Source organism: Chryseobacterium aurantiacum (assembly GCF_003020585.1).
In the GTDB taxonomy this organism is placed as follows: Bacteria; Bacteroidota; Bacteroidia; order Flavobacteriales; family Weeksellaceae; genus Chryseobacterium; species Chryseobacterium aurantiacum.
In genome coordinates this window covers 74,875-89,873 of record NZ_PXUE01000006.1, presented here as the reverse complement: position 1 = coordinate 89,873, position 14,999 = coordinate 74,875, and the positions used below count along the sequence as shown (strand labels likewise).

General features: G+C 36.8%; 13 protein-coding genes and 5 tRNA genes. 13 read left to right on the top strand and 5 right to left on the bottom strand.

From position 1 onward, the window contains the following. Nucleotides 1–16: 16 nt before the first annotated feature. From C7D53_RS17805 to C7D53_RS17795, 3 genes are read right to left on the bottom strand one after another with little or no spacing between them, the layout of a single operon-like run. Nucleotides 17–895 (bottom strand): DMT family transporter, encoded by an 879-nt coding sequence (locus tag C7D53_RS17805; RefSeq protein ID WP_106917756.1) that lies wholly within the window; start codon nucleotides 893–895, stop codon nucleotides 17–19. Continuing rightward, nucleotides 882–1,535, bottom strand: a complete 654-nt coding sequence (gene aat / locus C7D53_RS17800) for a leucyl/phenylalanyl-tRNA--protein transferase (protein ID WP_106917755.1) — start codon at nucleotides 1,533–1,535, stop codon at nucleotides 882–884. The genes C7D53_RS17805 and aat overlap by 14 nt, the downstream gene beginning before the upstream one ends. A 60-nt stretch (nucleotides 1,536–1,595) precedes the next feature. After that, complete coding sequence (locus C7D53_RS17795) at nucleotides 1,596–1,973, bottom strand: DUF3127 domain-containing protein (RefSeq protein ID WP_106917754.1); 378 nt, start codon at nucleotides 1,971–1,973, stop codon at nucleotides 1,596–1,598. A 179-nt stretch (nucleotides 1,974–2,152) separates the two neighbouring features. Here C7D53_RS17795 and C7D53_RS17790 point away from each other — a divergent pair. From C7D53_RS17790 to C7D53_RS17750, 9 genes are all read left to right on the top strand, one after another. Then, a tRNA-Leu gene (locus C7D53_RS17790) sits at nucleotides 2,153–2,234 on the top strand. A gap of 4 nt (nucleotides 2,235–2,238) precedes the next feature. Next, a tRNA-Gly gene (locus tag C7D53_RS17785) sits at nucleotides 2,239–2,314 on the top strand. A gap of 5 nt (nucleotides 2,315–2,319) precedes the next feature. After that, a tRNA-Leu gene (locus C7D53_RS17780) sits at nucleotides 2,320–2,403 on the top strand. Between the two features lie 133 nt (nucleotides 2,404–2,536). Continuing rightward, nucleotides 2,537–2,621 (top strand) — tRNA-Leu (locus C7D53_RS17775). 51 nt (nucleotides 2,622–2,672) lie between these two features. Then, a tRNA-Leu gene (locus C7D53_RS17770) sits at nucleotides 2,673–2,756 on the top strand. Between the two features lie 180 nt (nucleotides 2,757–2,936). Next, entirely contained in the window at nucleotides 2,937–3,371 is a 435-nt protein-coding gene (locus C7D53_RS17765) for a very short patch repair endonuclease (RefSeq protein ID WP_106917753.1), read from the top strand. Nucleotides 3,372–3,488: 117 nt separating this feature from the next. Then, nucleotides 3,489–3,815, top strand: coding sequence for a helix-turn-helix domain-containing protein (locus C7D53_RS17760; protein WP_106917752.1), 327 nt, complete (start codon nucleotides 3,489–3,491; stop codon nucleotides 3,813–3,815). Nucleotides 3,816–3,818: 3 nt separating this feature from the next. After that, entirely contained in the window at nucleotides 3,819–6,326 is a 2,508-nt protein-coding gene (locus tag C7D53_RS17755) for a DNA cytosine methyltransferase (RefSeq protein WP_106917751.1), read from the top strand. A gap of 180 nt (nucleotides 6,327–6,506) precedes the next feature. Further along, nucleotides 6,507–7,709 (top strand): hypothetical protein, encoded by a 1,203-nt coding sequence (locus C7D53_RS17750; RefSeq protein ID WP_106917750.1) that lies wholly within the window; start codon nucleotides 6,507–6,509, stop codon nucleotides 7,707–7,709. Between the two features lie 11 nt (nucleotides 7,710–7,720). Here the strand turns inward: C7D53_RS17750 and C7D53_RS17745 are convergent, their stop codons facing one another. Next, nucleotides 7,721–8,704 (bottom strand): helix-turn-helix domain-containing protein, encoded by a 984-nt coding sequence (locus C7D53_RS17745; protein WP_228422420.1) that lies wholly within the window; start codon nucleotides 8,702–8,704, stop codon nucleotides 7,721–7,723. A gap of 98 nt (nucleotides 8,705–8,802) precedes the next feature. On the opposite strand from C7D53_RS17745, the gene C7D53_RS17740 reads away from it, so the two are divergent. Both C7D53_RS17740 and C7D53_RS17735 read left to right on the top strand, forming a co-directional pair. After that, nucleotides 8,803–11,187, top strand: coding sequence for a TonB-dependent receptor (locus C7D53_RS17740; protein ID WP_106917749.1), 2,385 nt, complete (start codon nucleotides 8,803–8,805; stop codon nucleotides 11,185–11,187). Further along, on the top strand, nucleotides 11,188–12,357 hold the full coding sequence (locus tag C7D53_RS17735; RefSeq protein ID WP_106917748.1) for a PepSY-associated TM helix domain-containing protein: 1,170 nt from the start codon (nucleotides 11,188–11,190) through the stop codon (nucleotides 12,355–12,357). 8 nt (nucleotides 12,358–12,365) lie between these two features. Here C7D53_RS17735 and C7D53_RS17730 read toward each other — a convergent pair whose 3' ends face one another. Then, a complete protein-coding gene (locus tag C7D53_RS17730) occupies nucleotides 12,366–12,980 on the bottom strand; it encodes a helix-turn-helix domain-containing protein (RefSeq protein ID WP_106917747.1) in 615 nt (204 codons plus the stop codon). A gap of 185 nt (nucleotides 12,981–13,165) precedes the next feature. On the opposite strand from C7D53_RS17730, the gene C7D53_RS17725 reads away from it, so the two are divergent. Next, nucleotides 13,166–13,531, top strand: coding sequence for a hypothetical protein (locus tag C7D53_RS17725; protein ID WP_106917746.1), 366 nt, complete (start codon nucleotides 13,166–13,168; stop codon nucleotides 13,529–13,531). 43 nt (nucleotides 13,532–13,574) lie between these two features. Continuing rightward, on the top strand, nucleotides 13,575–14,990 hold the full coding sequence (locus C7D53_RS17720; RefSeq protein WP_106917745.1) for an aminotransferase-like domain-containing protein: 1,416 nt from the start codon (nucleotides 13,575–13,577) through the stop codon (nucleotides 14,988–14,990). Nucleotides 14,991–14,999: the final 9 nt, after the last annotated feature.

Here is a 14,999-nt window from a genome sequence, read left to right as displayed (position 1 = left end):
TATATCAAAAATAATTCTATTTTTTTTGATTGGTTCTTAAAAATATTAATCCGGCAATGATAATACCGGCCCCTATAAATTGTACATAGGTAAGTTTCTCTCCATCAATTATTCCCCAGATAATAGCAACAATAGGCATAACCAATGTGACTGTTGAGGCAAAAAGAGGTGTAGAAACTTTTAATAAACGATAGTTCATCATCATGGCCAGTCCGGTTCCAAATACGGATAATAAGCTAACAAACATCAACCCTATCAGATTATCTCTTGAGAAACTAAATTCAGAAAAAAAGCCTGTACTGGTAAGTGCTATAATTGACGGAAAAAACAAAATAAATGAAAATACAAATGCAGATAAAACCGTGGAAGATACTTCCATAAGCTTAGATTTTACGGTTGTAGTACTCAGCGCATAACATAAAGTAGCCAATAAGAGAAGGAGAATCGGAATTATCTTAAGCTCTCCACTATCACCACCCCCAAACGCAAGAATACAAACCCCAGTAAAGCTTATGAATGTTCCTAAAATTTGCCTCTTTGTAGTTTCAAATTTCCAAACCAATGCGCCAACAATAATCACAAAAATAGGCATCATAGAGTTGATGATCCCGGCAATACTGCTGCTTATCTCCGTTTCCGCGATAGGAAACAGAAACATCGGAATGAAATTCCCAGTAAAAGCGGCTAAAATAAGCCACTTTAGATGCTTTTTAGGAAAAAGTTTGTAATTGGCAATCGCAACCGGCAATAAGATGATCCCGGCAATAAGAACCCTTAATGATCCTACCTGAAACGGATTAAAATGCTCCAGTGACTTTTTGATCAAGATAAAAGAAGATCCCCAAATAATACTGAGGATAACCAGAAGAAGCCATTTTTCTTTATCTGCGTTCATTGTTTTCGTGTAGGATTTTTAAAAATTCTTTTTTAGGAATCATTTTAGCTCCCAAGCTTTCCAGGTGTTCCGTATGGGATTGGCAGTCAATTAATTCAATCTGATCTTTATTGCTTTCCACAAAATGAATAAATCCTGCCTTTGAAGCATTGCTTACCTTTGCAAACATGCTTTCTCCACAGAAGATATTGCCGATTTGCAGACCGTAAAATCCTCCAACCAATTCCCCATCCTGCCACACCTCAATGCTTTTCGCTAATCCATATTCATGAAGTTTAATGAAAGAGTTCATCAGTTCATCAGAAAGCCATGTACCCGATTGTCCCTTTCGTTGAGATTGCTGACAATTTTTAATCACTTCCCTGAAATTTTGATTCTCAGAAAAAGTGAAAATATTCCTCTTCATAACCTTTCTCATTGATTTTGAAACCTTAATTTCTTCAGGAATCAAAATAAATCTAGGGTCTGGGCACCACCATAGAATCTCCTCTCCTGGATTATACCAGGGAAAGATTCCCAATTGATAAGCAAACCAGATGCGTTCTACAGACAAATCGCCCCCAAAGGCAATGAGCCCATCATGGCCATCATACAGCTCAGGATCAGGAAATGAAATATCGTTTTCGTCTAGTCGGACCATTTTTTAGCAAAAAAATCCCACTTAATAAAGTAGGATTTATATTTGATCTTTATTCTTTAATTAAAAAGGTAAATCGTCGTCGTCATCTCCGGCAAACGGATTCTCGTTAGAAACAGGAGAAGCTGACTGCTGAGGCATTGCCTGAGTAGGCTCAGACCCATTGTCAAAAACTTTCTCTACTCTCCATCCTGTAATAGAATTGAAGTACTTCGTTTCACCTTGTGGAGAAACCCATTCTCTTCCTCTGATGTTGATTCCTATCTTTACATTTTCACCTTCCTTAAGGTTATCTAATAAACTGATCTTATCAGACAAAAATTCTATGTTGATCGGCTGTGGATACTGTTCCTGAGTTAAAATAACCAATTCTCTTTTTTGAAACCCACTTGCAAATGTTTGAGTTTCAGAAAGTTTCTTTACCGTTCCTTGTAATTCCATATTGTAATTATTAACGTGGTAAAAGTAAGAAAATGAAATGTAATATCAGGTGCCATGGGTGAAAAATGTAGAAATTTTAATTTTTTTTCTGAAAAAGTTTGGAGGTAAAGGAAATTGTCCTATATTTGCACTCACAAAAACGAAGCAAGCTCTTTAAAACTTACAATACAAAAAAACCAGCGGATGTGGTGTAATTGGTAGCCACGCCAGACTTAGGATCTGGTGCCGTGAGGCGTGGGGGTTCGAGTCCCTTCATCCGCACTATGCGAAAATAGCTCAGCTGGTAGAGCACAACCTTGCCAAGGTTGGGGTCGCGGGTTCGAATCCCGTTTTTCGCTCCACACCTGCCCTGGTGGTGGAACTGGTAGACACGCAGGACTTAAAATCCTGTGCCTCTTTTGGCGTGCGGGTTCAAGTCCCGCCCGGGGTACAAAGCCCTCTGTATTTCGTTACGGAGGGTTTTTTGTTTTTATAGAGAGTATAGAGTTCTTTAAAATTAAAAAAACATTCTTATATTTGTAAGAATTATAGATTGTATCTGTGAAAGCAGATCAATATAATCAGCGGATGTGGTGTAATTGGTAGCCACGCCAGACTTAGGATCTGGTGCCGTGAGGCGTGGGGGTTCGAGTCCCTTCATCCGCACCATGCGAAAAAGTAGGATTTGCTTAAGATCCTATTTTTTTTGCCCCACACCATGCCCTGGTGGTGGAACTGGTAGACACGCAGGACTTAAAATCCTGTGTTCGTAAGAACGTGCGGGTTCAAGTCCCGCCCGGGGTACTAAAACCCTCTGTATTTTAATACGGAGGGTTTTTTATTTTAAAAACAGCTCATTATTTTTATCTTTTAATAATCATAATTTCTGTTTTATCTTTTTTTTCAGAAAATAATTTCCAGAATGCACAGCTTAATAGAATTGTAGTAATTTTATTGTTATACAAAACAATATAATGGTAAGCCATGGCAAATCCAAACGAAAGTAACTCAAGAAGCTATATCATGAGTATGATTAAAGGGAGGAATACAAAGCCTGAACTTTTGGTACGAAGATTTCTGCATTCAAAAGGGCTAAGGTATAGCCTGCATCCAAATAAACTAGCAGGGAAGCCTGATATTTACTTGGCAAAGTATGGCGTCGTAGTAGAAGTAAGAGGCTGTTTTTGGCATGGCCACGAGAATTGCAGCCTATTTATTTTACCCAAGACAAATAGAACCTGGTGGAGTAAAAAGATTCAAAAAACAAAAGATCGAGATTACAGAAATGAAATGATTCTCTTATCTCAGAAAATCAAAACCATTGTAGTTTGGGAGTGTTCGCTCAGAAGCCTTTGCAGAAAGGAAAGTCTTGAAAATCTCTATTGTAATATTGTTAATTCCTCAGATACATTCCTCTAATAAATTCCGCTTATTTTCTACTTTTATTTTGATACAAAACAGAACAAAAAAAGAAGAGATTTTAAGTGTAAAAGCATTACATTTGTCAATAATTGACAAGTTAAAATTGACAAGTCCATGAAAGTAATGTTCGGTGAATATATCAGAGAGTTAAGGAACAATAATCATTTGACCTTAACACAGCTTGCGGCAAGACTAGAGCTTGATTCTGCAAACCTTAGTAAAATTGAAAACGGGAAAAGAGATTTTGACGAAAGACGATTGGAAAAGTTGGCTGATGTTTTTAATCTTGATATTGAAAAACTGAAGGTGGAATATTTTAGCGATCAATTTGCCAAAAAAATGTTTAAATACAATTGCTTGCCTGAAGCTTTGAATGTAGCTAAGGAGAAAATTAATTATATGAGGAGTATGAACGTAAAACAAACCGAAATAGAATTCTAAACGATGAAAAAGCCACTAACTTATATTAGTTTATTCAGCAGTGCAGGAGTAGGTTGTTTTGGGTTTAAAGAAAACGGATTTGAATGCATTGCAACGAATGAGCTGCTTTCAAAACGTTTAAAGATTCAGGAGCATAATCAAAAATGTAAATATGAATCAGGATACCTGGGCGGAGATATAACTTCTGCGGAAGTTCAGTATCAATTATTTACAGAAATAGAAATGTGGAAAAAGAAACATTCTATTTCTGAACCCGATATTATTATCGCAACGCCTCCTTGTCAGGGGATGTCTGTTGCCAATCATAAAAAAAATGATGAATTAGGGAGAAATTCATTGGTTGTAGAATCCATCAAGATTACCAAAAAGGTAAATCCAAGATTTTTTGTCTTTGAAAATGTAAGAGCCTTTTTAACCACAACGTGTACAGATACAGACGGATTAGAGAAAACCATTGGCGAGGCCATTGTACAAAACCTTGGTGGACACTACAATATTTTATCTAAAGTAATTAATTTCAAAGATTATGGCGCCCATTCCAGCAGAACAAGAACCTTGGTGATTGGTGTCAGAAAAGACTTGCAGAATATAAGCCCGTTTGATATTTTTCCTCAGAAACAAAAACCTAAAACATTAAGAGAACTCTTTGAGGGTCTGGAAAAACTTAATACCATGGGGGACATTTCTGAAAATGATATTTTTCATTCATTCAGAGAGTATGATGTAAAAATGCTCCCGTGGATTGAAAAATTAAAGGAGGGAGAATCTGCCTTTCAAAATGAAGAAAAGGAAAGAATTCCTCATCAGATAAAGGATGGTGAAATTGTTTTCAATAAAAGCAAGAACGGAGACAAATATGCCCGTTGGTTTTGGGACAGAGAGGGTCCTTGTGTTCACACCAGAAATGATATTTTAGCCAGCCAGAATACCGTTCATCCCTCTGAAAACAGGGTTTTCAGTATTAGGGAATTGATGCTGATGATGAGTATTCCGGAGAGCTTCACATGGACCAATGTACCTGTGGAAAACTTGAATGAATTAGAGGCTGAAGAGCAAAAAAAGTTTTTGAAGAAAGAAGAACTTAATATCAGACATTGTATAGGAGAAGCCGTTCCTACAGGTGTTTTTGCTAATATTGCCAGGAGAATTAAAGAGGTTGTCAATCAAAAATTTCTTTCAGCTGCTGAGCTCAATACGATTATAAAAAAAGAAGAACTCCACATCACTAAGAATCTGATTTCTTTAATACAATCTGATTTCAAGAAGTTGGGTCTTGAAAATATATATCAGATTGCGGAATATGCCAACTCAAGCCGCCAGGAAAATGCTGCATTTTTTACAAGAAAAGATATTGCTTTCACTGTGGTAAAAGACCTTCCTGAGTTTAAAGGCAAAAAAAAGATCAGAATTTTGGAGCCTTCTGTCGGAATTGGAAACTTCATTCCGCTTCTTGTAGACAAATATGAAGATAAAGACGAGGTTATTTTTGATCTTGTAGATATTGATGGGAATTCTTTTGTGGTTTTAAAGGAAATCCTGAGCCACCTAAAGCTACCGAAGAAGTTTAAATTTAACTTTATCAATGCGGACTTTCTGACCCATCAGTTTGATGTAAAGTATGATCTTGTAGTGGGAAATCCACCTTATAAAAAGCTTACCAATAGTCAGGAATTACTGGCAATCTATAAAGGGCAGTCCCAAAATAAAGAAACAAACAATCTGTTTTCTTTCTTTATTGAAAAGGCGATTGCCATTGGGAAATTCGTGTCATTAATTGTTCCTAAAAGTCTTATTAATGCTCCTGAATTTAACATGACTCGTGAGATTTTAAGAGAGCAAAACCTTTTGAAGATTTGTGATTATGGAGAAAAGGGATTTAAAGGAGTTAAAATAGAAACCATTAGTTTTTTGCTTGAAACATCGGCAAAAAAGATTTCTGAGACTATTTTAATTGAAAGCTATATTACAGAAGCCGTAAGAGAGAGCAAGAAAGAATACTTATTTTCTGCTCAGTTCCCCTACTGGCTGCTGTACCGAAATGAAGAATTTGACCAGATTTTTGATAAAATGAAATTTGATATTTTCCAGAGCTTCAGAGACAGGCAGATCACTAAGCAGTTGACAAAAGAGAGGGGTAAATACAGGGTTTTAAAGTCACGAAATGTTGGGACCAACCAGATCATAGAAATTGATAATTACGACAGCTATATTGATGATGCTGAGAAATTAGCGGTTTCGAAATACCTAAACAAGGAGGGAGTAGTGATGGTTCCTAATCTCACTTACTACCCAAGAGCCAGTTTCCTGCCCAAGAATACAATTGCTGACGGCTCAGTTGCATTGTTAACATTGAAAAACGGAAGCAGAATGCCAACGGAAACTGATCTGGAATACTATGGAACAAAAGAATTCGAAAAATTTTATAGAGTGGCGCGAAATTATGGTACCCGCTCGTTGAATATTGATAACAATTCCGTATTTTTCTTTGGTCTTTTAAAAACCATGGAATAATCAAACTATGGATATCAGATGAAATGAAAGCTCAAAAAAAGAGATGTTTTTATAAAGTTCCATTTTGAAGACGACTATCTGATTCCGGAAGAAAGATATGAATTGGGTTTTTGATGAATTTGCTTTTCCTAAAGCTTTACAGCAATACAGGAAAAAGAACATACGAGAAAACGATCTGATATGATTAAATTATTTACTGATTTTTTTGCTCTCTTTGATTTTGATGTCAGAAAATCAAAAGATGCCAGATTCATGGATCAAAAGGTAACTCCTGATGTCCTTTGTATTATTGCAGACTGTGTCCTTAATTTTGTTGCAGACAGAGATATTGAATTTACCAAGGACGATATCTGGACAGATGATTATTTTAATCATAATGTAAAATCTATCTTTAATAAGCCGGATGCAGGGAATGAAACTACCCGGCAGGAATATGATAAATTTACCTCACAACCATTAAGAACTTTGGCCTACGCAAATGTTTTGTCGATGCGTAAAGAGGGTAAAAGAAACCTTTACAGGATCAATAACCAGGTAATTCTGGAGTTTGTAGCAATGAAGGAAAGAAATGCCTATATCTTCCTGTATCATTATCTTGTAAAAGTACTATCCGATAGCGGGCAAATTAAATATTTTGAAGATTTTAAAGACAAGTGCGAGAATAAAACCGCTAATAATTATGATTTTGTAGAGCTTAAAGAAAGATTTCAAAGATTTATCATTGGGAATACTGCCATCAATGGTGAAACGGAGGTCAATAGAATTTTTCCAAAGATTCTGAATGTTTATGCATGTGAGAACAATATTCAAGGGACGGCTAAGGGCAGAATATCTGCTAACCAGTTTTATTACACAGACTTAATGTACAATCGTCCCAACTGGAGAGATACTGGGAAAAATAAAAACACCTCAAGAAATGAAGCGATAGAAGATCATGAATCATTACTAATGGATCAAAGTAGTGCCTATTCTGACTATATGATTCAAAAAGCCATGAAAATGATTCGTAAGATCTATAAGGAAAGTGAAATTAAAGATCAATGGAGCAATGGAGAGGCTACCCAGGTACATCATATTTTCTCAAGATCAGATTTTCCATCTTTGGCTCACTATCTTGAAAACTTAATCAAATTAACACCAACACAACATTACACAAAAGCTCATCCAAGCAATAGGACAGATGCCATTAACAAGGACTACCAGCTTGTATGTCTGCTTGCGAAAACCAATAATATAGAAGAATCACTCGGCAAAGGAGAGTTCCTTTACAGAAGAGAATCTTTGATCTATGTTATCAATACAGGTTTATCTCAAAATCTGGACTATAGCTTAGATTTTAGAGGGATTAAGACAGAATTGACAAGAATTTATAATGAAATGTAAAACAGATATTTTTAATTTTTTCTGTAATAACTTGGCCCCATTCCAATTTCATTTTTAAAGGCAACATTAAAAGAAGACGGTGATGAATAGCCAAGGTGATAAGCAATTTCCTTTATAGAAAAATCAGAATTCTTAAGCAGATAGAGGGCTTCTTTCATTCTAAGTTTTGAAGCATAATGAAAAACTCCATCTCCAAATAATTCCTTGAAGCCATTTTTTAATTTAAACTCATTAATTCCAAATTTCAATGAGAGTTGCTCAATGGTATAAAATGATTTCAGATTACCTTCTATGAAATCCTTTATATCCATCAATTTATGAATCTCGACGGTATTAATGGAACTTTTATTTTTAGATTCAGTTTCTTTTTTATCTTTTGCAAATTCAAAAATGAGCAGAAGCAGGCTTAAAATTCTGCTTTTGATATAATAGTCCCTGTAAAATCCTTTTAGCTTGCATTTTTTAATTTCCAACAGGATTCCCATCATTTGTGGAGTTATAGGAAGACCATCGGGGAAAAGGCTTGCTTGCTTTTCCTGATCTACCTTTTTGATGAAATTCTGTAAAGCGTTGCTGCCCTCGGCCAATTCATGAAAATAATCCCTTGAGACATAGATATCCAGATTTCTATAAGAGATTCCTTTCTGGAAATGAATTTCAATATCAGCATTTTCCGGAGTAAAATAAATATAATGATGATACAGCTTATAGGCCCCTTGTTGATCATTCACAGAATCATTGATGACCTCTGCACCATCAAGAAAGAAAGCCAACTCAATATACTTTATTTCTTCTGTTCGAAACTTCATGGTATAATCTTTCTCATAGTAAGACCGATACTCCTTTACCAGAAATTCATCTCCGTTATACAATGTTGAGGATTCGAATTTTCCTAGTTCATTGACAAAGGTTTCGTGCGCGCCAATGCTATTCTCTTCCGAGAAGAAATCCATAATCTGCTTTGCAATGGTATGCTCCGGTACATGTTCTCCCAAAATCTAAAGTATTTATCCTAAACTCAAAAGTTTTTCCTATTAGCAACCGCTAATTTTGCCAGCGTAAATTTAATTAAACTAATTCTAAATAACAATTTATGAATAAGAACAAATTCCTTTTCTCCGCATTGCTTTTTCCGGCTGTTATGTGGGCACAAAGTACTACGCAGATTACAGGAAAAGTGGTGAACTCTCAAAAAAAGCCAATTCCGGCTGTAAAGGTTGTCCTGAATAACGGACAGGCAGAAACCTATACCGACGAAAATGGGAATTACCGATTCAATAATTTGCCGGTTGGAAATTATGTACTTAAGGTTGATGATACGGATGTTACCAATACTTATTCATTCACATTAAAGGAAAATGACAGCATAACTCATGATTTTACACAAATAACGGACAGCTACCAAATTCTTGCCGTAAATGTTACTGCAAACCGTAAGACTATCCCTTCTTCTACTTTAAGACTAGGCGAAAACCTTTTGGTAACCCCTCAGAATATTCAGGTTATTGACCAGCGCTTACTGAGTGATCAGCAGATTCTTACCACCGCTGAAGGACTTAGTAGAAATGTAAGTGGTGTACGTACCATTACCCATCAGGAAGAGGGAAGTGTAGGGATTGCTGTACGTGGGTTCTCGGCTTCCAATCTTAGAAATGGTATGGATGTAAGTGGAAGCTTCGGTCCGCTTCGTGAAGATATGTCTTTTGTGGATCGTGTAGAGTTTGTAAAAGGACCTGCGGGATTTATGATGGGAAATACACAGCCAGGAGGGTTTTATAATATTGTGACCAAGAAACCTGTAGGGAGAGAAAAGGGAAATATTCAGCTTACCCTTGGAAGTTATAATCTATATCGTGCTACGGCTGATGTAGAAAAAAAATTGAGCAAGGATGGTAAATTTTGGGGAAGACTTAATCTGATGGGGGCAAAGAAAGGCTCATTCCAGCAGTATGTGGAACATGAGCAATTTGTTATTAATCCCTCTTTCAAATACCTAGCATCAGAGAATACCAATATCACCTTCGAATATATTTTGTCTCAAAATAATTTTCAGGGAGGATTTGCAAAATATGTGTATGGTCTGGATGGTTTTAAAGAGCTAAAAAGATCCTTTACGTTTTCAGATCCAATTATGGATCCAACCCGTTCATGGGAACATAACGTCTATGGAACGATCAATCATAACTTTAATGATAACTGGCTTATTACCGGACAATTTGGATACATCCGCTCTCAAATGCAGGGAGAATCCCTCTACGCAAAATACAACACCATTGCGTTGGCAGATAATCCGGCTACAGGAAGGAAAAGAGGAGATGTAGACCGTGGGATCAGTATCAATGATGCATTGAATACATCAACAATAGGACAGGTATTTACACGGGGTAAGTTCGAAACGGGAAAGATCAATCATAACATTCTGGCAGGAATAGATATGGGAAAAAAATTCTATGTGGCAGACTGGTCAGTGCTCTCACCTAATGTAGGTCCGGTATTCAATATTTACAATCCTGTTTATGGAAACCTTAGAAAGTCTGATATTCCGGAATATGACCGTTCAAAATCTCTTCGTGAGCGTGGAGCGAATTATTTAAATGAATACTCCTATACCTCCATTCATCTTCAGGATGAAGTACGTTTTATAGAAGATAAATTACGTGTTGCAGCAGGCTTCCGTTACACTTCTACGGTAAAAACGAGTGGTGCCAGCAAGGGTGAACAAGTGAAAAATAATGCAGTAACCCCACGTTTTAGTGTTACAGGATTGTTGTCACCAACATTTACCATTTACGGTTTATATGATGAAAGCTTTGAAGAACAAACAGGAAAACTTCTCAATGGAAATACAGCCGACCCGGCATATGGGAAAAATAAAGAGATAGGGTTAAAGAAAACATGGTTTAAAGGACAGTTGATGACTAACCTTACTTTCTACCATCTTACTAAAACAAATATGCTTACCTCCGCAGGAATAGATTACCCGGGGTTATTTGAACAGTCTGGAGAAAGCACTTCCAAGGGAATTGAATTTGATCTGAATGGAAATATCAGCAAGAACTGGAGCATTCTCTTCAACTATGCCTATACTGATGCAAAAGTGACTAAAGATAATGATCCTAAAAAAGTAGGAGGGATGCTATACGGAACCGCCCGACACATCACTAATGCATGGCTAAAATATACGATTGTGGAAGGAGATCTTGAGGGACTTGGATTTTCCCTTGGATACGAATATCAGGCTAAAAGAGCTGCGTGGCCCGTTGTTACCGGAAAACCCTATCTTCCCAATGATTATTTCACACTTGATCTTGGAGTTTCCTATAAAAGAGATAATTATCAGCTATCATTTCTTGTGAACAATCTTACAGACCGTTACAACTATGTAGGATTCTATCCTGGAGCATGGGGATATACTCATTATGGATGGAGAGCTTTGAACCCAATCAACTTCAGACTGAATCTTTCTTATAATTTTTAAATGAATACCGGAAAACCCAAAATTAAAAAGAAAAATAACAGAAGCTTATTCTACAGAATATCAGCCTGGCTACATTTGTGGCTGGGCCTTGCTTCAGGAATTATTATTGTCATTATATGTCTAACAGGGATTACCTGGTCCTTTCGGGATGAAATTAAAGATTGGCTCAACCCTGATCTGAAAATTAACTATGTTTCCGGAAAGAAGATGATCAATCCTGCAGATCTTTACATAAAAGCAAAGAAATTATATCCCAAGCAGGAAGTTTCCTTTGTATGGAGACCTACGGGTAAAGCTGCAATGGTTGGTTTTGGAAAGAGAAATCCGGGTTTTGTTTTGTATCTTCATCCTTATACAGGAGAAATCATCAGAAAACCCACCTTTAAGAAAGAGTTTGATTTTTTTGAATGGACCTTAAAGGGACATCGTTTTCTTTGGCTGCCCTCTGAAATTGGCAGACCCATCATTAATTATTCTACTTTTATATTCTTTATTACCCTGATTTCAGGATTGGTACTTTGGTGGCCTAAAAAATGGACAAAAGCGATGAGAAAGCAGAGCTTTTCGGTGAAATGGGACGCCAAAATTAAAAGACTGAACTATGATCTGCACAATGTTTTTGGTTTTTATTCCATGATTATCCTTTTGGTAATATCAATGACTGGAATGTACTATGGGCTTCCGTGGTTTAATAAGTTTTTGTATTTCACCACTTCGTTAGGGAAGACGCTCCCAACAGAACGCGAAGAACTGAAAAATGTAAACCCCTACCAGCCTGAAAATTTAACCCAGTCGTTGCACATTGCATGGGAAGATGCAGTAAAGAGCGTAGACGCAAAAGGATATTACTTATCTGTCCCTGAGGATTCTACAGGTACCATAGGAGTGTATTTGTACCCATCACACCGTCAGTTTTATAATCTCCAAAGCTTTAATTATGACAGAAATACAGGGGCTCGACTGGCAAATAGTTCAGCATATGCTGCTCCGTTTAAAGATGCAGAATTTGCTACCAAGGTTCAGAAACTGAATTATGACTTGCATGTAGGTTCAGCTCTGGGAGGAATTTGGGGACGAATTTTATATTTTTTTATTACCATTATAGGATGTTCGCTTCCGATTACCGGTTTCTTGGTGTGGTGGTTCAAGAAAAAGAAGAAAGGAGCATAGGATAGGCTTTATTTGCTTCTTTCTATGTTTTCCAACCTTTCTAGTCTTTCAAATATGGTTGTGAAAATGTTTTTCTCAGAGAGTGAAATCTGTCCTACAATTTTATAAAGATCCTGTTTATCTGTACGGGAGGCATATTGAAGATTACCATCAATATAAACGAATAAATTATAAACGGGATCTGTGTTGGGATTTGCCTTATTCAGAAACAAAATATCTCCGTAATGGTATTGTGGAATTAATTGTTTTTCTGGTGTAAACTCATGGATCAGATCAACAGATGCTAATATTTTTTGCAGAATGGGGTGGTTTGAGGATCTATTTTCCTGTAATAATGAGGTTTCATTTCTTTCATTATCAGTAATTTCAGGAAAAAGCATTAGTTGGTCCGAACCTGAAACATTGAGCAATTGGTCTGTTTGCAGAGTTTCCGTCAATAACTTGTCAAGATCAATATTAAAGTGGTCTGCCACCTTTAATATTGTTTCAATCTTTGGTTCCGCACGTCCTTCTTCATAAGAGCTTATCACTCCTCTGTTCAAGTCAAGTAAATCAGCAAAAGCCTTTTGACTCAGTCCTTTAACTTGTCTTATCTTCTTAATGTTAGTTCCAAAGAAGCTCATTTGTTGTCTAATAATTTTTGCAAAGATAAAAAAGATCTCAGAAATGCTTAAAATATTTGCATTCCGACAATTGATTGATAATCATAAATGTTTCTATATCCATCTGTATCCATAATATTCCATTCTTCTGTATCTGTATCCAAACTTTAATACTCCATAATTTTGTTTGAGTAAAGCAGAATACTATGGAAACCAATATTCAACATCCGGAATCACTTCAATATGCTGAGGTCTATATTTCAGACATGTTGGCGCTTAAAGATATATTTTTACAAAGCCTAGATAGCCAAAAGATAAGCCCTGATTTTGGGATTCCTTTTCTTTTGGCTAAAAAAGAAAATAAGATTGCTTCGTTTGCCTCTCTTATCCTCAATGAGTCTGGGGAAATAGGTTTTAAAATCTTTGATAAAAAGGATATAAAAGAATCAGAAAAGAGAAACTTCATGATTCGGGTTGAGAATTATTTTAAAGAAAATAAAACGCCTAATTTTCGGGATTCCAACCAGCTCAAAAGTAGCATTAATGAAATGATAAGCTGGCTAAATCCGTAGAAAAGCACGGATAAAATTGTACATTTACTTAAAACCGTGATTCATGCCCAAAGATGTTCTTTACCTTAAAATAGCCAATTCTGTTACAGAACAGATTAAAAGTGAAACGTTGCAGTTTGGAGACAGACTGCCCTCACTGAGGAGTGCCCAAAAGTTATATAATGTTAGTTTAAATACTGTAAAACAAGCATATATGGAATTGGAAAGCCGTTCGCTTGTAGAATCACGCCCTAAATACGGATATTTTGTAAGCCAGACCTCTCAACGAAAACTGGCACTGCCCTCTGTTGCTAAAATGAAAATTTCTGAGGGGAAGAACACTCCTGAAGATCTTATCGGGAAAGTATTTGGAACCATTGGAGGAACAGATGTAACACAATTTGCATTGGGAATTCCCGGGAAAAGCCTGCTTCCTGTAGCCAAGATGAAAAAATGCATGATTGATGTAATAAAGAGGAAAAGTGACAGCGGAACCAATTATGAACCCGTACAAGGGAATGAACAGCTTCGTCGGGAAATAGCCAAGTGGTCCATTGTAATGGAGGGAAAAATTACAGAAAATGATCTGGTCATCACGTCGGGGGCAATGAACGGGGTGTATAATTGTCTGATGGCCGTTACGCAACCCGGAGACTCTGTAGCGGTGGAGAGCCCTGTTTATTTTGGGATTCTTCAGGCCATCCAGCTGTTGGGATTGAAAGCGGTGGAGATTCCAACCCATCCTATTACAGGGGTAGATCTGGATGAATTGAAAAAAGTTCTTCCAAAACTATCTGCGTGTTGTTTTGTGGTTAATTATAATAATCCACTGGGTTTTCAAATGCCCGATGCGAACAAGAAAGAATTGGTAAGAATGCTTACCGAACATAATGTTCCTTTGGTAGAAGATGATGTGTATGGAAACATCTATTTTGGAGCAGGAAGACCAAAGCCGTGTAAATTTTACGATGAAGCAGGCATAGTGATGTGGGTAGGATCGGTCTCAAAGACGTTGGCACCAGGGTATAGAGTGGGATGGGTGGCACCCGGAAAATTCAAGGATAAAATTATCCGTCAGAAGCTGGTTCAAACGGTTTCTAGCCCGTCTTTGTTTTCTGATGTAATAGCTGATTTTCTTGAACATGGGCGCTATGATCATCATTTGAGGATGTTCAGGAAAAAGCTTTATGCCAACTATCTTCAGATACAAAAGTCAGTTACCCAGTATTTTCCTGACAATACCAAGATTTCAGAACCGAAGGGAGGATTTATGCTATGGCTTGAACTGGATAAAAGGATTTGTACAGAAGACCTTTACGATGAGGCAGTTAACCAAAAAGTAAATTTTGCCCCCGGAAGAATGTTCTCTCAGTATAATCAGTATCAAAACTGTATGCGTCTGAATTATGCGCTGGAATGGACTGACCGTGTAGAAAGTGACCTTGAGAAATTGGGTAAAATGATAAAAAACAGAATATAATAAACCAAT

Excerpts from the sequence above, each read along its gene's own strand:
- C7D53_RS17755 (WP_106917751.1), top strand. The coding sequence starts at position 3,819 with ATGAAAAAGCCACTAACTTATATTAGTTTATTCAGCAGTGCAGGAGTA.
- C7D53_RS17725 (WP_106917746.1), top strand. The coding sequence starts at position 13,166 with ATGGAAACCAATATTCAACATCCGGAATCACTTCAATATGCTGAGGTC.
- C7D53_RS17805 (WP_106917756.1), bottom strand. The coding sequence starts at position 895 with ATGAACGCAGATAAAGAAAAATGGCTTCTTCTGGTTATCCTCAGTATT.
- C7D53_RS17735 (WP_106917748.1), top strand. The coding sequence starts at position 11,188 with ATGAATACCGGAAAACCCAAAATTAAAAAGAAAAATAACAGAAGCTTA.
- C7D53_RS17795 (WP_106917754.1), bottom strand. The coding sequence starts at position 1,973 with ATGGAATTACAAGGAACGGTAAAGAAACTTTCTGAAACTCAAACATTT.
- aat (WP_106917755.1), bottom strand. The coding sequence starts at position 1,535 with ATGGTCCGACTAGACGAAAACGATATTTCATTTCCTGATCCTGAGCTG.
- C7D53_RS17720 (WP_106917745.1), top strand. The coding sequence starts at position 13,575 with ATGCCCAAAGATGTTCTTTACCTTAAAATAGCCAATTCTGTTACAGAA.
- C7D53_RS17740 (WP_106917749.1), top strand. The coding sequence starts at position 8,803 with ATGAATAAGAACAAATTCCTTTTCTCCGCATTGCTTTTTCCGGCTGTT.
- C7D53_RS17765 (WP_106917753.1), top strand. The coding sequence starts at position 2,937 with ATGGCAAATCCAAACGAAAGTAACTCAAGAAGCTATATCATGAGTATG.
- C7D53_RS17760 (WP_106917752.1), top strand. The coding sequence starts at position 3,489 with ATGAAAGTAATGTTCGGTGAATATATCAGAGAGTTAAGGAACAATAAT.
- C7D53_RS17750 (WP_106917750.1), top strand. The coding sequence starts at position 6,507 with ATGATTAAATTATTTACTGATTTTTTTGCTCTCTTTGATTTTGATGTC.
- C7D53_RS17730 (WP_106917747.1), bottom strand. The coding sequence starts at position 12,980 with ATGAGCTTCTTTGGAACTAACATTAAGAAGATAAGACAAGTTAAAGGA.